The sequence below is a fragment of the Pedobacter sp. ASV28 genome (genome assembly GCF_016428855.1).
Lineage (GTDB): Bacteria > Bacteroidota > Bacteroidia > Sphingobacteriales > Sphingobacteriaceae > Pedobacter.
On record NZ_JAELTN010000011.1, the window covers coordinates 1 to 24,209 of the forward strand.

General features: G+C 42.9%; 10 protein-coding genes. 3 read left to right on the forward strand and 7 right to left on the reverse strand.

The features are described from left to right. Positions 1-259: 259 nt before the first annotated feature. The 7 genes from JHD79_RS05610 to JHD79_RS05640 form a co-directional block, all read right to left on the reverse strand. Entirely contained in the window at positions 260-790 is a 531-nt protein-coding gene (locus JHD79_RS05610; RefSeq protein WP_199118230.1) for a hypothetical protein, read from the reverse strand. A gap of 10 nt (positions 791-800) precedes the next feature. Continuing rightward, entirely contained in the window at positions 801-10,139 is a 9,339-nt protein-coding gene (locus JHD79_RS05615; RefSeq protein WP_199118231.1) for an RHS repeat-associated core domain-containing protein, read from the reverse strand. A gap of 39 nt (positions 10,140-10,178) precedes the next feature. Beyond that, positions 10,179-10,979, reverse strand: a complete 801-nt coding sequence (locus JHD79_RS05620) for a hypothetical protein (RefSeq protein WP_199118232.1) — start codon at positions 10,977-10,979, stop codon at positions 10,179-10,181. A 20-nt stretch (positions 10,980-10,999) separates the two neighbouring features. Then, positions 11,000-17,515 (reverse strand): hypothetical protein, encoded by a 6,516-nt coding sequence (locus tag JHD79_RS05625; RefSeq protein WP_199118233.1) that lies wholly within the window; start codon positions 17,513-17,515, stop codon positions 11,000-11,002. A gap of 3 nt (positions 17,516-17,518) precedes the next feature. Further along, positions 17,519-17,926, reverse strand: coding sequence for a hypothetical protein (locus JHD79_RS05630; RefSeq protein ID WP_199118234.1), 408 nt, complete (start codon positions 17,924-17,926; stop codon positions 17,519-17,521). Between the two features lie 4 nt (positions 17,927-17,930). Then, a complete protein-coding gene (locus JHD79_RS05635) occupies positions 17,931-18,653 on the reverse strand; it encodes a DUF928 domain-containing protein (protein WP_199118235.1) in 723 nt (240 codons plus the stop codon). 376 nt (positions 18,654-19,029) lie between these two features. After that, the gene (locus tag JHD79_RS05640; protein ID WP_199118236.1) at positions 19,030-21,309 is read right to left on the reverse strand and encodes a hypothetical protein; all 2,280 of its coding nucleotides are present in this window, start codon (positions 21,307-21,309) and stop codon (positions 19,030-19,032) included. Positions 21,310-21,504: 195 nt separating this feature from the next. On the opposite strand from JHD79_RS05640, the gene JHD79_RS05645 reads away from it, so the two are divergent. The 3 genes from JHD79_RS05645 (at position 21,505) to JHD79_RS05655 (ending at position 24,122) form a co-directional block, all read left to right on the forward strand. Then, positions 21,505-21,696 (forward strand): hypothetical protein, encoded by a 192-nt coding sequence (locus JHD79_RS05645; RefSeq protein WP_199118237.1) that lies wholly within the window; start codon positions 21,505-21,507, stop codon positions 21,694-21,696. Between the two features lie 486 nt (positions 21,697-22,182). After that, positions 22,183-23,316 (forward strand): radical SAM family heme chaperone HemW, encoded by a 1,134-nt coding sequence (gene hemW, locus JHD79_RS05650; RefSeq protein WP_199118238.1) that lies wholly within the window; start codon positions 22,183-22,185, stop codon positions 23,314-23,316. Positions 23,317-23,336: 20 nt separating this feature from the next. Continuing rightward, positions 23,337-24,122, forward strand: a complete 786-nt coding sequence (locus tag JHD79_RS05655; RefSeq protein ID WP_199118239.1) for an SDR family oxidoreductase — start codon at positions 23,337-23,339, stop codon at positions 24,120-24,122. Positions 24,123-24,209: the final 87 nt, after the last annotated feature.

Below are 24,209 nucleotides of genomic sequence, written 5' to 3' on the forward strand. Positions count from 1 at the left end.
GAACAGCTCTTTGTTAAAAACGTTGTACCCATTAGACCTAACAGGAATTTCGACAGAAAAACCGATAGATACAGGCAGAGAACAAAGCCAAAGCAGTTTAAAAATCGAAGAATTAACCTGTGAAACTCTTAACTTAACGACATTGTGCTTGCGCTAGAGAGGGGGATTGATATTTCCGTTAACAAAAAAGCTCGGAGCCTTTTGCTCCGAGCTTGTATTTCTAGTTCCATTTTATCTTTGCTGGATTATCTTGGTATTCTTACCAGCATCCGAAGAACATCTTATAAAAATCTAAAAACCTTTCACCTCCAGCAAGTGAACTGCAGACCTCTGCAACTGCATCATGTGCTTGCTTATTTTCATACAAGTTATCATCAGTACTACTTTTGAGTAAAAATTTGCACGCTTCAATCATGGCTTCCAAAAACCTTGAGCTATCAATTGCACATTCCCACATTTCATGATAGTTATGTTTTTCAACAATTTTTACACATCCGGAAAGCTTATCTATCGTAAGCCAATCTACTTCAAACTCACCAATAATATAATAGCGATCTGTCTCTCTTACTTCGTCAGAAAACTCGATCATACCCACATGAATTACATTTGCATTATATTGCGTAACCAGCTTTAAAAGTGGATCTGAAAACGTAGAATCACTGTGGATTTTTTCTGGATTAAAGCCTGCAATAACACTATCAATATAATCGTTTCCCAAATCCATATTTGAGAACATCCCTCTATCAGGTGAAATAACTTTAAGCTCTTTTACAAATCTTTCTGCGTCCATAACCATAATTTTATAACCTTTCAGAGGGGGCGTAACTAGAGTCTCTTTTTTCGGGCCTATACGTTTCGGTAGTAGTTCCTACTTTATTAACCCCAACATATTTCTTTGTTCTTTTGTCGTAAGTATAGTCTTCATAATAGTCAAACGTGACCGTCTTAGAAGTAACATTTCCATTTCCGTCTTTCCAAATGGTACCTTTTGTTATCATGTAATATGCTGTTGAGTTTTGATCATAATACAAGACATTTTCTTTTTGCCCAGCACTAAGCAACATATTCCAAGAATGTGGATCATCACTAATAAACTCTTTCAATAAGAAATAACCTCCTAAAACAGAATTTAACGTTCCCGCCCCTCTCCCTAACTTACCACCAGTATTGAAATGTAGCTCCTTAAACCACTTTTCATGAACTGATTTTGGTAATGGAGTAGCAAACTCACCCTGATCAATATGATGATGTATCAATGTTTCGCCAATAAATGATTTTTGAGTGGGGTTATATTTAATCCATTGCTCATTAATTATTGGGGACCTACCGCTTTTTATTTTTCGAACATTTTCTGGATTAAACATATCTGGATGGTCTTTCAACATTTGTCTCCAAAACCAGGGAGCATTTCTAGCAAATCCAGCAGCATTGGTTCTTGATCCAGCAGGAGCATTTGTCATATTCAGCTTTAACTTCGGATTCATATAAGACTCTGGTACAGGATTATGTTCTTCAAGTCCATCCAAATCTATAAACTTCACTGGATTATTCCCACCAAAAAGATATGGAGTATAGTACGGATATGATTCTGTCAATGGATCCGTACTAAGGAACCTCCCCAACCTCGGGTCATAGAGCCTCATCCCATAGTCCTGCTGGTTGCCGTCCCCCTTTCCCTCATTGTCGTTCTCCTTCCCGTTAAATCCATAACGGTAACTGCCTCCTAAGTTAAAACTTCTTCCCGGCATTTGGCTACCAAAGGCATAATAATCTTGAGCATTCAATACATTAGGCTGGTAAACACTATTGGTACTCGTCCAGTTATCATTAATGACCGCCATTACGTTGCCCAAATGGTTGCTCAGCTCATAAGATTTACGGCCTTCTATCCAACCTTTATGGCTTTCGTCCTGTTGGGGCCGCCAAAAGCCCAAACGGCTGCTGCCGTATAAGTGCTGTTCGTCCCATTGTAGGGCATTGCTTCCCTGCTTGGTATACACTGCCAAAGTATTGCCCTGTGCATCGCGTACGTAATAAGTAGTGCTGCCATTATAGGTTTTGCTCACCCTATTTCCTGTGGCGTCATAGGTGTAGCTGATATTTTGGGCGGCATTGGTTTTAACAATCTGTGCAATCTTACCATATACGGTCCAATCGATGCTTTGTATATTGGCTTCCTCGTCCTTAATAAGGTTACCTATCTCATCATATCGGTAATTTTGGGTAGTGGTACCGTCTATATTGGCCAGTTGGTTGGTATAGGTTTTCACATCCGTTGGCTTGCTGCCAATTGGATTGAAAATACCTTTTTGGTTACCGTTGTCCCGGTAATAGTAGCGGTACTTAAAATCGTCCATTAAAACACCGGCTTGGTTATTACGCTGTAGGGTAAGGATGTTGCCCATGCCATCGTAGGTAAAGTCTTCCCTAAAGTTTTGGCTGGCCGAACTAAAATTCCAGTTGCTGTTGGTCCCCAGACTGTGTTGTCTGAAGGCGGTTAAGCGGTTCAACTGATCGTAACCATAGGTGTAACCTACGGTGTTTTCCCCATCAATACTGGCAATGGCATAAGTGCCATGGCTAATATTACCATTAAACAGGGGCCTGCCCGCACCGCCCATATCTACCGGTGCAGTACCTATGGGCTGAAAATTATGCGCAAAGGCATTGGCTGCAGCACCACCAATAGGTTCATAATCGCCCTGGTAATAACCTAAACTAAAGGCTAAGGCATCTTTAGCTACCTGGGCACCGTCCGCACCTATATCGTTAGTTCCCAACACGGTACCATTTACCCCTTTTAACCAACCTTGTAGGGTATAGGCATAGTCTACGCCCTGCACCTTTCGTGCCTCATGGCCAAGTTCCATACGGGCCAGCGGACCATGTAAATAGTAACGATAAGTGGCATCCAAGCGTTTATTGCTTCCCAAACTACTGCCAAAGCCCTTGCTGTCTATATTGGCAGAAAGCGCCGACCAAGCTTCGGTCAATCTGTTTTCTGCATCGTAATTATATTTATAGTAAAAAGCATCTGGCTGACCATCCTGATAGGCCAATAGATTAACCTTTCCACTTACCAGATCATATTCGTAATCGAGGCGTTTGGGTTCCATACCATCTATTTTTTGGTAGAGCGTTTTCACATTACCTGCCAGGTCATAGCTATAGTAGCTTGCATTGATAGAGGTACTTGATGAGCTACTTCTATAAATACTGGCAACCACCCTTTTGCGCAGATTATGCTGTGCCAAGTTAATATCTAGGCCCGGATAATTGGTGGCATTTAAAGGTATATTGTCATAAATGGTCTGGGTAAGCTGTTCCCTGTCTCCTGGGGCATTGATAAAATCGGTAAGCTGCTGTTGATCAAGATAGCCTGCACTACCCAAGCTATGGCTGGTATGTTTTTGCCCTACTTCAATAACACGTCCCAGCACATCGTATTGGGTATAGCTAAAATTGCTTTCGCCCAATTGCTTGGCATTTTGGGATACCACCATTCGGCTAAGGTAATCATACCAAAAGCGGCTGGCACCTGCATCTGGTGTTTGTTGCTCTACCACCTGATTGGTACTGTTATAGGCATAATTGGTCATCAGGCCATGGTTTGGATAAACACCTTCCTTATACTGTGTTTCTGCTGTGCTGTTGCCACCAATGGTGGTGGGATCGCCTGGATCAGGCACATTAAAACGATGCCAAGCATTATAGGCAGCACTTGGCATAAAGCAGCCGCTTTGGGCATTGGCCAAAATTTCGGCACTGCCCATTAATCGGTCATAATGGCGTAAATGTTTTAATGCACTAAGGTTTTGGGGCATTTGCAATGGGTTTCCACCTACCTGCCAACCACAGCCCGCAGCACTTCCGTTTACCTGTGCTGTCTGCCGTACACCATTTACCCAAAGTTCCAAATTACCACTGGCCAAGCTATTGCCCTGTACGACTACATGCAGCCAAGGCAGAGCGCCCAAACTGCCTACATTGGCCACTATATGGTTGCTATAGATGAAACTGATGCTTCCTGCATCTTGTTGGTTCAATGAATAGATATCCACATTCAGTTTATCTCCCGTGGCACAAATCTGCATCAGGTATTTATGATCTGGTGTGGTGGCCAGCAACTGCCTGCTACTGCCTCCATTCTGGTATAGCCAAAATTCAAGGGCATGGTTGCCCGGGGCGGCCAAAGTGGTAGAAAGCTGCTGCAGCAAATCGTTGGCCGTACTTGAGGTTTCTGGTCCTACGTAATTGCAGCTTGTTCCTGCCAATTCCCTATAGCGCTGTGCCTGTATCTGTTCGGCCTGGTCTAATATCGACACCCCTTCTGGCGGTACAGTTCGTATCAAGTTACCAGCCTGATCATAATAATAGAGGGTATAGTGATAAATGTTCTGTTCGGCGGTAAGCGTAACATTGGCCTGTGCAGCACTACAGGTATTCATGTAAGCTTCCTTAAATTTCCTTTTCTCTTCGTTCAAATAAACCTGGTATAATGGATCTGCTATATAAAAAGCACTAGCGATAATATTTTTTGCACAATCATAGTTACGTACCACATACTCGGCATAGGGAGGCTGGTTACTCAAACGCGCATTCGGATCGCTATTGTTGATCGCAAATTCTTTATACTGGTCATAACTTAGCCCGAAACCAAATTTATGGTTAAGGAAATTAGCTACAATGCTCTCATAATTATACCAAGAATCAATTAACTGTCCATTAAAAATAAGGTCTAGCTCGCTACGGGCGGCATTATATTCGCTTTTAGAGATATATCCTTTAGTTCCCGGTTCTAAAAATATGGGCAGCTTAATGTCTTGGGCCAATAAATATCTACAACTACATCCATCTAGCAATACCTGCAATTCATCTTCGGTAAGTGTCATTACACTACCGAAAGTTGTTTTAAGATAGCCATAGAAATTGTGCGTAGAAATTGGTGTATATGGCTTAAGGGCAGTTAACCTCTCGCAGATTTCTTCGTTGGTATTGCCAATAATGGACTGAGTGGTCTGCATCTTGTTCACAAACTTGCCATTTACCACGGTAGGGTAAGGAACAGGCCCCTCCAACAACCATGGATTAATATCATCGGTATATTGGGAAATGTTAAAAATATATTTCAGGATTTCTCCATAGCTGGAATATTGATTGGTGCCAACGGTAATCTTCAAGGGCGCAGGTAGCGTACTTAGTCCGTTAATGAACAGCGGGTTACCCTGGGCGTCGTTCACTTCAATAGCCAAAGCAGTCAAATCTATCAACATGCCACGTAAAAGGTTCTCATCTATAATAACCGGGCCAGGCTGTTGGGCATAACGTTCTATTGCCGGTCTTAAGGCCGTAAGCCAGCTATCGGCATGCCCCTTAGCAGCAGCATCAATTATCCTTTTGATCTCCTGTTTATTTTTTTCCTTATATATATCTGTATTTACCGTGGCCACGTTTACTTGTGATGAAACCGGAAAATGTGATATTTTATTGGAAAAATAAGATGGACATGAAATTGGGGACACTCCATTACAATCCAGCTGCCCTTCGCAGAAGTTGGCTCCTATTACCTCGCTAACACAATTAAGTAGAAATTTATCTTCAAAGCAATAGCTAAAACCATAATCTACCCACTGGCTTTCCACATATTCGTAATAATTATCGCTATATCCGGCTGGGATCAGAATATCCACATCTAACATCTGGTTATTACCTCCGGGATTATAGCCTGGAATTCCCTCATATTTTAGTTTTACCGTAACATTATGGTTAAGGATAGTAGGTTGGCCGTTGTGATCGAGCAGTACCGCTGTTGTTCTTTTGACTGCGGTTCCAGGCGTATTTACGCCCTGACAAACGGTGTATTGGTAATACACGAGTTCGTCTACCACCGACACACAGACGCCTTCGATGGCCATTAGCTGTGCGGGGGAAGCATTTTTTTGAGCTATTGGGCTATTATTTTTCTGTTCAGCTACCTTGGCTATTGCTTTCTGTATGATCTGCTGTTCTTTATACTTTACAGCGGCACTATCTGGTAAAAGTTCGGCTACCCAAACATTTTTCAATGTTATGAAATGTTTGGGCGATGGGCTGATGACCATCAGCTTCTTAAGCACATAAGGGCTGAAAAACTGCTGTACCGATGGAATGCTAGTGATAGAATCGGCAGGCAATACCCTATAAATGGCTTTATGAAGCCGATCTGCATATAGCTGTCCCGTATTGGCGCCTGCAGGCCACAACTGTTCTGATCTGGCTTCTATGTTTACTTGCTCAGTTGGAGCCAGGTAAGCACCCAATATTGTCTTAAAGTTATCTTCTGAAGACGATGTGCCTACTGAAGGTAAGCTACCGCTTTCGGTACTGGATCTTCCCAGGATAGTTCCAGATGGCAATGGACAATGAGCCAAATAAACATTATTATATTCTAGAACCAGATTATCTACGTAAACCGTAAAGCAACGGTAGAAGACAGGAATATTATTCGGATAACCGCTGCAATAAGCGCTTGGCGGAGAATGCTGAGTATAACCTTCATATATGGTATACCTGTCGTAAATCGGATTTTGGGGCGTACCCAAGTTTATATAAAATACATTGGGATCGGTTGAGGAACGAGAGGTTGCAAAAAGATCGCCAGAGGTAGCGCATTCTACCTCTTCTTTCACACAATTGATCTTCCATACATTTTTGAATTGTTCGCCCTCGGGCTTGCCCGGATATTTAATGGTAATACATGGATAAAAGGCATAATCAATTCCGCTACTATTGATACAGTGTCCAGTTGTAGGAAACAGGTCTTGGTTACCGGGAACAAGATTATAAAAAAGTCTATAGCCCGATAGGGGCTCGATTTCTGTAAATTGTGTAAAAGATCCCGTTGCGGCTTTTTCTCCCGTACTATTTAGGGTAAACACCTCTGTACATATATCTGGTGCAACAGGAACCACTTGAGGCGTACCGATTGCACAGGCATTTTGACAGGTAGTGGTCCTGCGCAACAGGTCTACATACTTTTGCTTCAATTCCAGGTAACCATCACGGTATAGCTGCCATTCCCGATCAAATTTTCTACAGCTCTGTATGGGACTACAGTTGTTCCAGATATCTATATTCGAACTGCCATTGGTGGTATTATTTTCAGGTGCACAATACAGTTGGATTAGATTGACCTGCAATAGATTTTTTAAAGCCGGGTAAACCATTTCGGCAGGATTACTGCCATATATGGCTACCGCAGGATTTTTTTTAAGCACTTTAAAGCTATATTCATTGAGGTCTAAGGCCATCTGTGCCGCATATTGATAACCAAGTCCATTACTGGCAAAAAACGGATCGGAAGCAATGAGCCAATCTGCTGCGGTCAATGTCTCGTTAAAAAGTACATGACCCGTTAAAGCATTATCAGGCAGGTTGGTATTGTTGGTGGGTGCTTTACTTATCTTCTTAAGTTGTGAATCCCAATTTTCGGATACAATATTCTCTCCACAGAATTGAAGTTTGCAATACTCTGGATGATATATTATAAATTTTTCGGCCCAGGCTGGCTGCCAATATTTCACCAAATCACTTAAACCAAATCCCGAATCGTATGGTGAGATTCTCGTGCCATCTTCAAGGGTGATAATGGAAGCTTGGTATATGGGGTTTTGCTTATCTGTAATTACATTAAACACGCCGTTTCTAAAATGCAACAGCAGCATATTGGAACTGGGCTCCAAAGGTACTCCATTATCATCAAAGAGGGCATATTGCCCCTGTGGTGAGACATCTTCCAACAGTAATTTTCTTTTTTCATCACAAGCGGTTAAAGAGGGCAGCTTACAGGCATCTGTTGCGGCTTGTGCCTTAGGTCGCAAAAGGTCATATAAACTGCTGATGTAAGCCGCATAATCAGCCTTATCTTCGCCAAGTTCTGTTAGCTTATCTTCAAACATTTGCGTAAACTCCTGTTTTTCGCCCAACTTAACAAGTGCATCGCAACCCGTAACACAAGACGAGAAGTCTACTTCCAACCTGTTCAGTTCGGCCAATACATACTCCGACTTTTTGCTTATAAAAGCATTGGCTTTTCCCTCTGTTATAAACTTAGTAGCATAATCTTCAATTACATTGGAATCGAAGACCAGTTCTATGGTTATAAAATAGGCACCTATTTTATCTAAAGTAACTTGTATGGCACCTGTAGCCATATCGGCAAGTTGGCAATCTGCAAGAGCAGCGCCAATAATAATTTGGCTATTATCCTGATATTTTTCAATACCGCAGTCGTCTTTAACACTTACCTTTAAACGGTAATAGCAATTACTGCAAAGATCAAAAACATTGGGATAGCTACTGATCAATTGGCTGACGTTATATTTAAGCACTGTAGGTCCTGTGTTAACCACCGAAGAAATATAGGTGGTGGTAGCCACCAATTTTAAGGCAGAAGCATCAAACCTAAACTGTTCTGGTTTGAGCAGGTTAACCGTTTGCGACTTCACATTGGCCGCAGTATGAAGTGCATTAAGGTTTGAGGGTGCATTTCCCGTTAAAGCCGTGGCCACGGTTTTTCCTGCAGCATTAAGGTAAGTAATACTGGCCTGGTTGTTGGGATCTATTACCATATTCTTTTGGTAACGATTGGCAAAACCGGCATCGTTACCAAAAATGGCATCGAGCTCCCATTGTTCGGGCTTGCCATAATAATATTTGGCTGTATGGTCTGTAGAGGCATTGTCAGGTTGAAAAGCGGCCCCCACACCTCCCTGCTTAGCTATACGCCCGGTATTGTCTGGCATGTACAAATTTACCGAAAGTGGAAAGCCATTGGCATTGGGCAGATATTTATTGAAATCTGCCTGGGCAAGAAAATCATTATTAGCACTATAATACCTAGCGGCACCATAGCCTATGTTCATGGCATTAGTAAAGGGGGTACATCCATTTAAGTTGAGGTCAACGAAACTGTAACCCTTTTGATCATTTTTATTAAGCCCTTTAAAGTATTTGAGGTAAGCTGTTGCAACATTGGCTTCTTTTATGGGAGCAGGTAAAATATTGGCAACTACCCTACCATATTCGTCATAAATATTTTCTTGGACCACTGCAACACCATTGGCCGAATTATCATTCAATAAGGTAACCGTTTGTCTATTTCTCAAGGTGCCATCAAAATAGCTGACCACCTCTTTTTTCTTTCCCTCTTCGGCATAGGTAGCAGCGTACTGCCAATTGAGTTTACTTTCATGCCAATTGACATTGTCCCAAATGGCCAAATCATTGGCCTGTGTATCATGATAAGACCACACGCCTTCTATTCTTATGCCTTCGGTATTATAATGCACCCCCCTTACCCTCACGGCTATCCACTGGCAATTATATACCAAGGAAATGGCATAATTCTGTTGGTCTTTCAAGGTTACCCTAGTGGCATTGTTCTTAAAGACATCGGCAAGAACCTGCTCGGTTAAGTTATTCTTAATTTCGGCGGCATATTCGCTTGGATCGTCTATTGGGGTCCATTCCAGGTCATATTCATCTGCTCCAACGATTACCGGAATGGTAATATTAAGCTGGGCCTGACCATTATTAGAAATGGGTACACTGATGAAACTACCCGAAAAATCTATCGGCGTATAGCTCTCGAAAGGGTATATCCGATCTACCACAATACCACTGGTAAGCTGCATTTCTACTGGAAGCTGGCTTCCATATTGTGGACTATTGATCTGTTGTATATAGACCTTTATCTCATGGGCGCCCGCAAATTGGTAAGCATTGCTCAATTGGTAAACCGCTCCTGTACCCTTCTTATAATTTACCTTAAGCCTTACCGTATCGACCACATTGGGCATTAGCTGTGCAGGCGAGCTAAAATAGACTACCTTTAACCTAAATTCTACCTCGAAATCTTGTGCTATAGGTACCTCGTCTATAATTTTAAGGCTTACATAGTTTTTTACCGACAAATGGGTAAGATTTGTCCAATTAAAGTTGGCATTCTTAAATTTCTCATCTTTTACCCACAGCGAATCTCCCACTTTCAAGTTACCTTTAATAAAGTTTTGGAAGGGTTCTATTGCGGCATGGGCTTTGCTGAACTGCAAAACACCTATTATCAGGAAAAACAGGAAAGAATAGAGGCGTTTACTCATATTGTTTGGTCTAAAATCTCTTTATATTTTGTCTTTGTGCTACAGTACAATAAGTTTATAGTCTTTGTATGGGGCAGAGGCTTCCCATTGCCCATTCACCTGCTGGGCAAATGCCAGCTGGCCTACATGTTCGTTCCAATTGGCCCGGCTTTCAAACTGCTCAATGCTCAGGGTAATTACCTTTTCCTTGGCTACCGATTCTGGATCATCAAAATTGGTAAGCCTGATGAACAACCTTAGGGGGCTCAAATCTTCTTTTCTATAGCTTATGCCATATTCCTTACAGCTAATGTGGTAGTTATTTAATAAACTGATGTAGGCTATACCATCTTTTTCAGTATTGGAAAGTTCATACCGCTCCCTTTGCAAATTTTTGAGCAGCTCCTTAACCTGCGGAAAAAGCTGCGCCTGAGGCTGCTCTTTTTGGGCAGAAATCATAATATACTTGTTAAGATGGTCTACAGTTACATTTTGTCCATTGGCATTTAAGATTTCTGTGGTACCAAGTTTATAATAGTAGGAACTCCCCTTTTTCCTTATTTCATATAGGGCCTGTTTGGCCTTTGCCAAACTGTCTGTTCCATCTTTATACACCAGCTTTCCTATCAGACTATATTCCTCCCTATTGGGATCTAACTGTCTGCTCAGTTCTTCAAAACGTAATAGAAGTCTTTTATCATAGTTTATTTTGGGCAGTTTTTCTTTTACAGCCAATGCCTCCTTTTTTGCAAAGGCTTTTCTTTCTTTTATAAAAGCCCAAGAAAAATAGCTGGCACTTCCCAACAATAATATCAGGACAGACAATCTCAGCAAAGCTTTTTTAAATATTTTAATCTTCATATACTTTATACCTAGAAAAATTATGGCGTTGAACTTCTTTTGCGATAAATTGCCCTGGTTTCTTTTAAGGTAACAATACCCCGTTCCGTTTCCTTTTTCACCCTCACCAATTGGCCTTCATCATCATACTCATAGAAAGTAGCAAAGTTATTCTCGTCCAGTTCTGCCATGAGCTTAAAAGTACGTTGATTATAGGCGTAAGTTTTAACAAGCGCCTCTTTTGGATAAATGCGAATGTCATCAATTGGTAAGTCGACATTATTGCTCAAGCTAATTTCAATTCCGGTATCGACAAGCGTACTGAAATCAATAACGCCTTCTACCAGCTTCCATCCTTCTACAATGGCCTTGGTTTTTGGATTAATTGTAGTCATGGTATTAGCGTTTTTACCTTTATAGCTAAGTTGTAAGGTATTCACTTTGGTATGCGTTGCAGCATCTTTTATCCATGCACTAAAAACATACTCTTTTTTACCTGGTTCGAAACCATTGGGATAAAGTCCATTAATATTCTTGACCAATTGGAATTGTTTCTTGCTGTCATGGATAAAGTAGTTCATAAAAGGTCCGTATTCCTGCTCATGGTAAGAAGTTGTGAGTTTGTAGGTTTTACCGCCTTCTATCTTTCCGGCACGGAGTCCTGTATGGCTTTGCATATTGGGGATAATATTACCTAACACTTCATTAGTTTCGGAGGTAAAGCGCTGTTTTGAAGCTGATCCACTATAACTAAAATCCTCAAAAGTTTCATGGTACAAATCTCTATTTTGGGCATTGCTTGCCACCACTGCTGGTAGTTCTCCCCTAAAATCAAATTTAGCGGCACTATACCTGCCCAAGGCATCCTTATTCTCCAGCTCCTGCCCATATTTGTCATACAGCGTAATCTGATTACTCTTTACCCAATAAGGGCTGTTGGTTGTCCATGGCGAGTAAAAATGTTCAAAATAACCATTTTGCGCCACATTGGCCGATTTTTGCGTAGGGGATAGATGGGTTTGGGTACGCTTACTCTGATATACATATTGCGCTGAAGGTCGCCAGTTACCGAGCATGCCGTGAATGAAGGGATTGTAAACATTTTCATACATACGATACCAAATTGGTTGATTATTAACCACACGGTAGAAATTAATATTTGGATCACTTAAGGTGGTCGGCGAAGTGAGAATAGAAGTACTAAAAATGATGTTGTAACTCGTTTTAGCCGTATTAATAATCTCACTATATGTGTTATCCATAATAGTAAATCCAATTTTTGCCGCAGTTGTGCTTGAAGAATTATACTGAAAATCAATCAGGTTATCACCTTCATTTAAACTTATAGCTATTACGGAAGTAGTTCCAAAGCCACTATTTATTCCTACACCATTAACACGTAACCATGATTGGCTCAACCCATTACCTATATATGTATGCATAAAAAATGTACCCGCCCGTGTAACATTCAATTTTACCGAGAAACCATGTAGAGTTTGAGGAAAAGAACTACTATAAATAGTTGAGGTAGTGTTTAATGAACTAAAATAAGGATGATTTACCTCAATAAATTCAAGACCAGTTGATGGAGGTACTTGTATTAAAGTTGAATATGTTCCCATATTTGCTTCATTTTGAATAAATTTGAAATAGGAAAGATCATAAAGTTCATTCACATAACCTACCTCTTCCTCTCCCTTTCCATCTATCGGCCAAACCTGATCATAAGAAGCATAATTAGCATTCAACACTTTATAGTTTGCCAAATTTATATTTTTTGCAAGCATCAGCTGGTCATCTTTAATTGGGTTTTCCAAGCAAATTATACTGCTTGTCATTGCCCCCAATTTGTTATTATGGGCAGATCGCCATACTTTTAGGTTGGTACCTTCCTCTAAAACCGTTACTTTCTTACCCTCTTCGTCTATCAACATCTTAGTGTAATAAGGCATTATCAATGGCAAAGTTGGGGTGCCAATTTCATTTCGAATACTTACGGTCCAGTAGCGTTTGTTACTGGCTAAGTCTATCAACATATCTCCCTGATCCAGCAAGGGCCAATAGGCACTATTGATTTCACCACTTGCGTCAACAGTAACATCACTTAATATCATTCCCAAGTTTTGGTATGCCCCTCCCATAAGAGGGTATTTCCAATAAGCGGGCAGATTGATAGCATAGAGATATTGATTAAATTCATTCTGCGTACGGGTAACAATAGCTTCTCCGGTCAAACCATCGTAAGCGATGTTTTCTGTAGAAGTTGAGGATCCATCTTCGGTTTTGATCACCTTTTTTAATATGCCCGAATTGTGAATGACCTTAGTGGCCACCGCAGACCTAAACAAACGATATTCATTGTTTTGGGCATATAAGGAATAGGCAAAAATAACAGGTACTATCCATGCTGCAAAGGCATCAAGGCCGGGGTTAAGACTGGTTCCAGAATTGGTATATTCTTGTTCCCTAAAATCGGTGAACAGTTCTACATCTCTTCCCATCACCCTATTGGGCAATACACTGCCCCTTTGAACGTCAAATGGTCCCTGTTGTATTCCATGGATTATATTTACTTCGTTTTTTAAGCGCAGTTCTTGGGCATTAGGGTTCTCCACCTGATATTCATATTCAGTGGCATTTATTTCAGTACCTCCCGCATTGAAACTTCTTATTGCTTTCTGTTTTCCATGCATGTCATTCAGCTCAATACTATAGCCCTGTGACAAGACCAGTTCCTCTACACTGTTAGAAAAAAACATTGAATATTCCTGAGAGGGTTTATTTATATGTCTTTGCATAGTCAGCGCCTCGACCCTTACCGGAAAGTCTTTAGCGGTATAGAATTCCTGTTCAGTAGTACCTGTTCTAGGTGCTTGATCTTCTATATCTAGCTGTTGGAGATTAGTGTGTGGGTCCAAATCGCGTATACTCACTTTCCTATAACCTACTGATGCCGAAGGATAAAGTGACTCTCCAAAGGGCAGCTCCAGTTCAAACATATCACTAAGTCCCCCCTTAATTTTATGGCTATAGAATACGGGCTGTCGCAAACTATTTTCATCACTTCCTATTGCCGGTTCATAAGTGGCCACACCACTACTTATCCTTTTACCATTTTCAATAATGGTATAATCATACCATTGCCCATAACTAGCTGCCGGAGCATCGGTGTCACCGCTCATCTGCTGCCACTCGTCCTCAATTGTGATGTATTTTACCCTTAGCCCTCCCCCTATCTTACTTCCTTTCTGCTCCACTAGCCGAACAAAGCACTTTTCTGGGAATACGGTACTGGCATAGCCCCTATTGTAAGCTTTCTCATAGAAATTCTGCTTCAACTCGCTCAGATTTCCTGCCGCATTTAAAATTGCCGACACTGCGGCCTCAATGGCATCTCCTGCATTGTTCACCGAAACCTTATTCTTAAAGCCAGGATAGGCATAACGCGGATATTCGTTCTTCATCTTTTGCCATGCCGCAAATAAAATGGGGTTTTCCGTGCTCTTATCTGTAATAGTTTCAAACATCACCGTGGCTTTTTTCACCTGGTTGACATTAGTAAAAATCACACTTAGCACCTTTCCATAGGCCGAAACATAGTCATTATCCTGACCACCACTTAAGCCATTATCGGTAGAAAATTTTATCAGGGATTTAGTATAAATATAATTTGAACCGTCCAGATAATGATCTTTAAACCATTCGGTATGATCAGCACCACCTGGCGGCATATCGTCAACCGCTATTTCTAGGCCTCTTTTATCCCTAAGATCTCCAGGTCCTCTATTTCCTCCTATAAAACCCAAAATAGGCTGCATGGTACTCGCTTTCTTATTTTGCACATAAGCATAATCATCGGCCTCATAGCCTACCTTTATCTTCCCACCACTGGGCAATTCTATTTCCTTTAGCTGAAAAGCGGTAACATAAGTATTAGCCTTAGTTCTGTCCTGTACGCTATAGGGGAATTCCTCATTATTTAAAGCCGCAATGGTATTATTGTCCTTTGGCTTATAAGTACCCCATCGGTCTGTAGCCATTACTTGATAATCTACACCTGTATAGTAGGTAAATACATAAGGGTGGTTTTGCCCCTTGGTTGTTTTACCATATTCGAACCATACTTTGGTTAATGTTAACTTTTTACCATTGCCTGCTGAATTGGGCGTTTGTCCACAGAGCAAATATTCATAATGAAATTTGACCACCTTTACCGGTGTGGTTAGATCTCCTTTGGCATAAAGTCTGATCTCCATCAATTTCTTTTGGGCAATATTGGTATTTCTTTGCCCTTTCCAATCCACTACCCCAAGTGCATCCTCTCGATTGGCCGTAATAAAAATGGCGATATGTGTCTTAGATTCTATGGATTGTGGATAATAGATTTCCTTTTCACCATAAATAAAGCTGCCTTTATCATCATCTGGATCTGCCAACAGTCCCTTATTTACCGTTACGGCTATTTTATCAGTATTGCTTTGGTTCACATAGGGTGTGCGCCAATTATAATTATTGGCCAATTTGGAATAATTGAACTTGATGGCCGAGCCTAAATCGTCATCACTGATTCCATCATTTGTTTTATCTACATAATCAGGAGATAAAAGTGCTGTCAACAGATAACTACTGGCATAAGGCGACTGGTGGTCTACATGATAATATTCATCAATTCCCTTTTCATAATCAATTTGCCCATTTTTCAAAGGTACCAGGGCAAGATTAGTTGGTCCATTTGGTGGACCTCCATTAGGATTTACCAGATTATACTGACCTGCTTTCCCAATGGCAAATGAATATTCATCTTGCCTTAAATTATAAACCGGAATACCATAAACCTGTCTGCTGTTATCCGTTTCAGTAACCGTAATTTCAGAGATGTGGTGATCACGTTTTTGATTCGTATTTCTTGTTACCACCCCATTAGAGGTACCCCATTGCGAAGGTGTTGCTATATTTTCTAGAAAGGGATAGGTTTTAATTTCTTTATCTAGACCTTGAAGTTCGACTTCTTTAGCTGTAAGATAGCTAATATTAGTCTGTTTGAGCTGCCGACCAGTTTTTTCAATCGTTTGGTTTACAGGTTGGTTCCCGGCTTTTTTACCAAAAGAACTACTGGCATTCTTTCCACTAATGTTTACAGCCAGCACTTCGTTTTCTCCCAATTTACCCGCAAGGGCGTCATCCTGCATTACTTTTTCATCTGTTTTTCTAAAAAAAACATGCTCTTTAGCCGGGTTGGATTTATCATAAGATTGAAAATCTCCCTTAGCCATATAGGCATTATCTTTTGTCCATTTCCTAGTAATTGTTTTGGCATCTTGTTTATAAAGAGAAAGTCCTCCATGAACGATCCATCCTAACCCTACATCGAAGCCCAAACTGATATTATCAGATTTATCTATAGCTTGGTTATCACCTAACATTCCAGTAGCCCTAAATAAACGGAATTGGCCAGAGCCTTTTTGCGAATTGTAACTAAATAGATCTGGTGTGTGGATGGGTATAGCCAAATTTGGCAGTTCTGGAATAATGGGATTGTCTTTCTCTCTAGTAAAATCATGAACCGCATTTGCCAAATTCTTTCCCTTGTCTGCATATAGAAACCCAAATGCGGGATTTCTATTGATCTTACTGATTATATTTCTTGTACTCATGTAACCGGTTCCACCAATGCCAGCAAACATACCCATTGCTGCAGGACCTGCACTAAAACTAAAAGATCTGTATGCAGATTCATAAGGTACCTGTATCTTGGGCATCACTGGTCCCGTATTATAACTCCAACTACTTTGAAATGGATTTATGCTATTGCCCGTTTCGTTATAACTTTGCCCCAAGCTAAGGCTTTTCATACCTGAGCGTGAGTTATAGGTCAAAGATGAACTTAAGCTGCTGCTTCTCGACTTGTCTTCATTTTTCTTATCAATAAGCGATAACGAAACATAGGGAGATACATCCACTCCGCTGGAAGTGTTTGACAATATCCCTAGCCCCATTCCCGCAGTCATACTTCCTGTGCTATTTAGGCCAATAGATAGTCCTGCATTTACACCAATCTCGGCGCCTATACCCGTATAATTATCATTGAAAACACCTAAGCTAAAAGATCCCATTATTTTGGAGTTCACTCCCTTAAACTCTGCAGTAGCAGTTACCCTTCCCCCAACGGTTACTTTCTTTTTGGTGGAGTGTTCCGTTTCAATGACCTCGCCACCTAAATCGTCGGGAATACCCCTCACCTGCCTACTGATAGACCCCACGTTTAGGTTCCAGCCCAATCCCACCCAGCTGGCCTCATCATCCATGCCCGAACCCGATTGGTAGTTCAGATTGAGCGGATAACCGTCTACTTCTAGTAGCGGAATGTTATATTTGAAGTCGCCGGTAAAGAGATCTACCATGTCGGTCATGCCCACTGGCTGAAAGGACAACGCTTCCGGCTGCGCCGGACCAGAAGTAAGCGCAAATGCAGTCACAGGGTGCAGAATGTTCAGCAGCATGACCAATAACAAAAATTGGGCGGTTCGTTGAAGTCGTTTATTCAGATACAATCGCATATACTATTTAAAAATTAATTCGTAACTTTTTTTAGAACGGTTTTGGTCAAAATAGATCAGGGTATCCGCCTCCTTTGTTGCAACCGAAGGATCAAACCCGATCATATACTCGAAGCTTTTGTCTATTCCATTGGCTATGGGCGTAACATAGAGGGGATAAATGTGCTTTCCTTCTTTTAAGAAGTAAAAGCAACTGTCTATGTGGTACTGCATGTTCTCTGCAAATTTTTGCTGGTCCATACCCTTTTCCTGTTTACCATACAGCAACCTGATCTTGAACAGCTTATCGTTTTTAGATGCCCTAATGCCCTGTAGGGTCATTTCCCCATCTTGCAGGGACACAAAGGCATTCTTACTTCTACAACCGTACAGACAGGCCATACCCCATAAGATCATTATTGTTTTCCTCATCCCATTATTCTTTATAAACAAACCTTAGATTTTTCAGTTGCCCGTTCGGCATCACCACCGTTAACATATAGGAATAATCCTGTCTAAAGGCCCTGTTGTCACCCAGATCAATGTCGACCTTGTTCTTTCCCCTGGCCAAGGTCTTTTTGGGCAGGTTTTTAACCTTCAGTTTGGGATCCGTCAAACAGGAAATAGCATATTGCAGGGGCTGCTCGGCATAAGAGTTTACCAGGATAAAGCTCAGCCTGCCCTGTGCCATGTAAAAGTTGCCCTTGGCCAGGTCTTCGATATCCCTGTAGCTCAGCTCTAATTGTTTGGTGGCCGTTGTGTCTGGACATTTCATGGTGAAACTCCATACCTCCGAGCGGTTCAGTACCGTATTTCCCTTATAGGCCGTTACCTGCCAGGCATAGCGCTTGCCCCTTTCCAAGTCGCGGGCCACGGCAGGGTACATGATCAGGTTGGCCATGATGCCTTTCTGGTTAATGATGGGCAGGTTGTACTGCAATGCCTCTATACCGTTCTGCCTGTCCTTGATCTCTGTTAACACCACCTGGTACTGTGCCCCGGCGGTGAGGGGGATATGGGGCTGCCAACTCAGCAGCGGACGCTGCTCGCAGATCTCGTCCCTGTCATAGGGCTCTACCAGGTTCAGTGGGGCAGCAGGCTCCAGCTCATGGATGAACGTCTGCTCGAGCAGGAGTTCCTGGGTGGCCAAATGCATCATCCTATATTCATACACGTAGTTGCCGGCCGGGAAATAACCGTTCTGCTGCAGGAAACGTGCAGTTTCACTGGTACCGATCTTTACCTGGGCACTCCTGACAATGGAAGGGGGCACCACATTGGTACCGATGTTCAGTTCGAAGGGGGCGGTGGTGATCTGTACGATCTGTACGCTGCCCACCTCGTCCTCCTGGCTTACGCGGATGTCGAGCCTGACGGTCTTCTTGGAGCCGGTATTCGTAATGCGCACGTTCATCAGCCCATCCAACGTAGCACCGGAAATGGCCGGGATAAAATCTATGCTGGCCTGTGCCCTGACTTCTACCATGGTACACAGCAACAATAAAAAAGCGATAAGGGTCTTGCGGTACATCATGTTATCGGAAATAGTATTTTAGTGAAACTTCTGCCCTGTTATTGGCAAACAGCTCTGGATATAACGGTGCCACCATATTCTTTCTCAGGTCGGCATAGAGATTCACCTCCATGTTCTTCCATACGGTAACCTGGGCATTCTGTTTGATACCCAGCTGTTGGGCCTGCCCCGTGTTGTTAAGATAGGTCACACCGGTAGATGCACTTACCTTTTCCAACAGGCGGTATTGTACGGCCGCATCTGCATTGACCATATCGCCCAGGATGTGCTGTTGCCCCAGTTCTTTATTGTAAAAAAGATTGCCCATCAGTGTAAGGCTTCCCAATGACAGGTTCTGGGTATAGATGGTGGTCAGGAACTGACTGTTGGACCCTGCCACGGGATTGTTCATCTGCTGTAGCCCCATTACCAGGTGGCTAAACCCATTTTTCTTGAACAGCTTATAACTGCTGCTGGCATCGAACTGGTATTTTTTAGAGCCGTATACCGACTGTTGCAGTTCCCCGCTCTTCTGTACCCCATTGTCCATGTACTTCATGGAGAAACTGAACTTTCTGGACAGCTTAAACCTCGCCTCTACATTGAGGTTATGGTTCTGCCAATGGGCATCGGTAGTGCCGCTTACTGGCGTATTCTTGAGATCGCCCCTTAGGTTGAGCACTACTTTATTTTTGAAAAGACCTTTGCGCACCGAGCCACCCATGCGCATGCCCATGTTTCCAAAGCCCTGCTGGGCGGGGTTCTGAAAACCTATGCCCGAATAGTTAAAGAATAGATTGGTATTCAATCTCGACTTTTGGTCGTTCATGTCGTATTTCACCCCAAAGGCCATGGTCTCCAGCAGGTCATCGCGAAAATAATTACCAAAGGTATTACGCTCCAGCAGCACCTGCTCTGAACCAATCTGTCCCACGTTCCTGAAGGCGGCGGCCGACTTGGAAAGCTCCAAGGTGAACCTGCCCATTTTCTCCGAGCCCAGTTCCTGGCTCAGGGTAAGGGCAGAGCCCGATCTAGGACTGATGCCCGCCGACTCGTTCAGTCGATAGGATTGTTTTTCCACGCTTCCCGTCCAGCTGATGCGCCCCCTGCTATAGCCGTTCCCTATGATGGGCACGCTTAAAAAGGTCACCAGTTTGGGAATATTAAAGTTGGAATGGGTAAAGCCCTCGTCTTTGGCCATGCCAATGTCCCTGCTCGATGCAAAGCCAAGATTTATGGGTCCTTTTCGAGTCCTTAAAGTGACCGAAGCGCCCTGCAGAAAGATCTCCCTGTTTATGAAACTGCCAGGCAGCTGCTCGCCAAAACTACCAGTCCTGAAATCCTGTAGCCGGTTGAACAGGCCCTGCAGGTTTTTCAGCTGTGGACTTTGCTGCAGTTGTCCACCCAGGTAGTTTTCCAGCCTTGCCGCATCGGGATTATCGATCAGCTGTTCTATGGTGCCCAATTTTGCCGCGTCTATGCCGTATGCTCCCAACAGCTGTTTCATGTCCATCACCTTTGTGGCAAGGCTATCTATCGTTATCTCCCTACCCTTGGCAATCTGTTGCCGTTCTTGGTCTTTTGTTGTAGAAAGCTGGGATTTGGCCCTGTTCTCCTGTTCGTCCAGCACGGCATTCAGCTTTTGTCTAACACCCTTTTCATCGAGCTTGAGCAGTGCTTCTACATTGCCCTGTTGGTTAAAATAGTCATATAATGGGTCATAGGATTTAGACTGCTGGTCTATCGCCTCCTTGCTACGGGCCATTAGTTCGGCACGCAGCTGTTCCGATGCATTCCTGCCATTGAACAGCCCAGATTTCACCTCCCTGTAACGGGAAAGCTCAGGGGCCAGGATATGTTGGAAGGACTTCCTGTCGAGTCCGGCCTGGAAGAGTCCGCCCGAAAAAGGGTTCAGGTCTTGCCGATCAATGCCGTTGCGCGAAAAAGTGAAGGATATGGGTAATCTGAACACCGATAGTTCTACCGAAGCGCCATAATGGAACTGGTAAGCGGTGGAGGGACTGCCTGTAAGCCCACTCCGCTGGAGCCCACTTTCGAGCAACAGTTGGTTCAACCGTACCTTATGCCTGTTCTTAAGACTGTCGCCACCGATCGGATTCACGGCAGCTATACGTTTTACCAAGGTATTGCCCTGCTGCACAGTGAGGTCGGAAAATGCTGTGATGGTCTTACGTCCCACACTATCGGCCGCTTGGTGAAGGGCGCTGGACTGGGCGCTGGCGTTCTCGGCTGCAAAAAGCAAGAACACCGCATATAGATATACATAATGGAGCCTATCCATGTGGAGAGCGTTTAATGATCCGGACTACCTTTTTGGGGCAGAAAAATAGTTGTTTAGTTTGTTGGTCTACATCGCTTATCTGGGGCGAAGCATGCCGTGAATATAGATAATTTTTTATTTTCTCCACAAAAAAATAAAAAAAACAATCTGTCGTTAATACACAGTTTATACCTTATCCATTTTGAGCCCCACACTATGCATTGCGCCTTAGCACCTGCATATAAAGACTTTACCCCAATGGAAGAACCACGAAACTTTCCCCGACAGATCACTACCCATAAATTGGTACAGGTTACGCTCTGGATGACAGGATGGACGAGAAAAGGGTTTGTTTTTCTTTTCGGCATTCCGCTAGGGCGTGCTCCGATTTACCGGAGAGGAATCTAACCACCGTACCATCTTGCATGTCAAATATCAGCTCTCTCCTCTAAATATCGCCGAGATGACGGCAATGTACGGAAGTACATAAAACGTCTTTTCGATGTAGAAAAACCACTAAAATCATTGAAAATCAATAAATTATAAATTTAACCCCACTCTAGCGCAAGCGTCCGCTTGGGCCTAATATATATCTTTGTTTCCATATTTTTTTATCACAAGCACCGCTTCGCTAACCGGCCAAAGGGAGCTCCACGAAGTAAATGCTTACGCTAGAGTGGGGACGGTAAAGGGTGGCAGTTTCCAAACAGGCAGCTCTGTCATTTCGAAGGAAGCGCAGCGATGAGAAATCTGACAAGCTACCCTACTATTTTGGCTGCCCCTGATCAGCTCTCTCCTCTAAATATCGCCGAAATGACGAAAGTGTAGCACCCAATACCGGCATTTTTTGAATAAACTAAAACGGATGCCCCATTTATCCTTACTTTTGCAACAATGGCTGGCATCTATATCCATATTCCGTTCTGTAAAAAGGCATGCACTTATTGCGATTTCCATTTTACCACCTCCATAAAACACCTGGATGAGATGGTAGAAGCCATCTGTACGGAGATCCGCATGAAAAAACATCGGCTTAACCAACAGGTGGGCAGCATTTATTTTGGTGGGGGCACGCCCTCCATCCTACAGCCAGCGGCCCTACAAAAGATCATTGGCACCATAGCCGATACCTTTTCCATTAGCGCCACTGCCGAAATTACCCTAGAGGCCAACCCCGATGACCTGAATGCCAAAAAGATCAGCGAACTGCGCCAATTGCCTATTAACCGTTTTAGTATAGGTACACAATCTTTCTTTAACGAAGACCTGCTGTGGATGAACAGGGCCCACCACGCACAAGAAGCTACCGACAGTATCAAGAGAAGTCAGGATGCGGGTTTTGAAAACCTGAGCATTGACCTTATTTATGGCTATCCGCTGCTGACCGATGAAAAATGGAAAAGCAATATCCATACGGCAGTTGAACTTCAGGTGCCCCACCTTTCGGCCTATTCGCTAACGGTAGAACCCAGAACGGCTTTGGCACATGCTATTGACAAGGGCAAGCAAAAACCCGTAAGCGACGACCAAAGTGCCGAACAATTCCTCCTGCTGACCGAGACCCTACAGCAAAAGGGGTTTGAGCATTATGAAATTTCCAACTATAGCCTGCCGGGCCGCTATGCGGTTCATAACACCAATTACTGGAAAGGTATCCCCTATTTAGGTGTTGGTCCTTCTGCACACGGTTTTGATGGTTTTAACCGTTATATCAATATGGCCAACAATGCAAAATATTTGGAGCACATTGACAAACAGCAACTGCCCGAAACCGTAGAGGAACTTGGCTTTCATGACCAGTTGAATGAATACATCATGACCTCGCTAAGAACCATGTGGGGCATAGACCTGCAAAAAATAACCCATGATTTTGGTCCAAAATGGGCCGAACATCTTAAAAAAGAAATTAGCCCTTACATAGCCGACCAAAAGGTTTACTTGGACGACCATAAGATTTATTTGACCAAAACCGGCAAATTATTTGCCGATGGTATAGCCGCAGCATTATTTACCGATGAGACCACTTAATTTCCTAAAAATAGTTTTTGATGAACAATAAAGTAGTTTGGATTACAGGTGCCTCTTCTGGCATTGGCGAGGCACTGGTGTACGAATACAACACTGCAGGTGCAAAACTGATCATCTCCTCCCGCAACCGCGATGAGCTTTTCCGGGTAAAGAACAATTGTAAGAACAAGATAGATGTGCACGTACTGTCGCTAGACTTGGAAAACAGCGAAAGTCTGCCCGAAAAGGCTGTAGAAGCCCTGCGCATTTATGGACGTATAGACGTGTTGGTCAATAGTGGCGGTATTAGTCAGCGGTCATTGGCCCTGGAAACAGACCTACAGACCGAGCAGCGCCTTATGAACGTAAACTTTTGGGGCACGGTCATCTTAAGCAAGGCCGTACTGCCCCAAATGATCAGGCAGAACAGCGGTACCATTATCTGTGTAAGTAGCCTAGTAGGCAAGTTTGGCACCCGTTTGCGCTCTGCCTATTCTGCCTCCAAACATGCCCTGCATGGGTATTTCGAATCGCTGCGCATAGAACTGGACCAGCCCAACATCCATATCCTTTTGGCCTGCCCTGGCTTCATCAAAACCAAGGTCACCATTAATGCATTGACCGCAAATGGCACTGCCCAAGGCACTATGGATCAAGCGCAGGAAAACGGTATGCCAGCCAGCGAATGCGCCAAGCAGATCATCAAGGCCGCAGCGCAAAAAGAGGATGAGGTTTACATTGGAGGCAAAGAGGTGAAAGGCATATTCCTCAAAAGGTTTTTCCCTAAATATTTTGCCAAAGTCATTAAGAAAGCGAAGGTTACGTGATTGTGATTTACATCATTTTATTCACATTTTATTTACAAAACATTAACATTTCCATTTTTAATTACAACTTTGTAACGATTAATCGAT

What these genes read in the sequence shown, in the direction of transcription:
- JHD79_RS05610 (WP_199118230.1), bottom strand. Translation starts at nt 790, where the DNA reads ATGGACGCAGAAAGATTTGTAAAAGAGCTTAAAGTTATTTCACCTGAT.
- JHD79_RS05615 (WP_199118231.1), bottom strand. Translation starts at nt 10,139, where the DNA reads ATGAGTAAACGCCTCTATTCTTTCCTGTTTTTCCTGATAATAGGTGTT.
- JHD79_RS05620 (WP_199118232.1), bottom strand. Translation starts at nt 10,979, where the DNA reads ATGAAGATTAAAATATTTAAAAAAGCTTTGCTGAGATTGTCTGTCCTG.
- JHD79_RS05625 (WP_199118233.1), bottom strand. Translation starts at nt 17,515, where the DNA reads ATGCGATTGTATCTGAATAAACGACTTCAACGAACCGCCCAATTTTTG.
- JHD79_RS05630 (WP_199118234.1), bottom strand. Translation starts at nt 17,926, where the DNA reads ATGAGGAAAACAATAATGATCTTATGGGGTATGGCCTGTCTGTACGGT.
- JHD79_RS05635 (WP_199118235.1), bottom strand. Translation starts at nt 18,653, where the DNA reads ATGATGCATTTGGCCACCCAGGAACTCCTGCTCGAGCAGACGTTCATC.
- JHD79_RS05640 (WP_199118236.1), bottom strand. Translation starts at nt 21,309, where the DNA reads ATGGATAGGCTCCATTATGTATATCTATATGCGGTGTTCTTGCTTTTT.
- JHD79_RS05645 (WP_199118237.1), top strand. Translation starts at nt 21,505, where the DNA reads ATGCATTGCGCCTTAGCACCTGCATATAAAGACTTTACCCCAATGGAA.
- hemW (WP_199118238.1), top strand. Translation starts at nt 22,183, where the DNA reads ATGGCTGGCATCTATATCCATATTCCGTTCTGTAAAAAGGCATGCACT.
- JHD79_RS05655 (WP_199118239.1), top strand. Translation starts at nt 23,337, where the DNA reads ATGAACAATAAAGTAGTTTGGATTACAGGTGCCTCTTCTGGCATTGGC.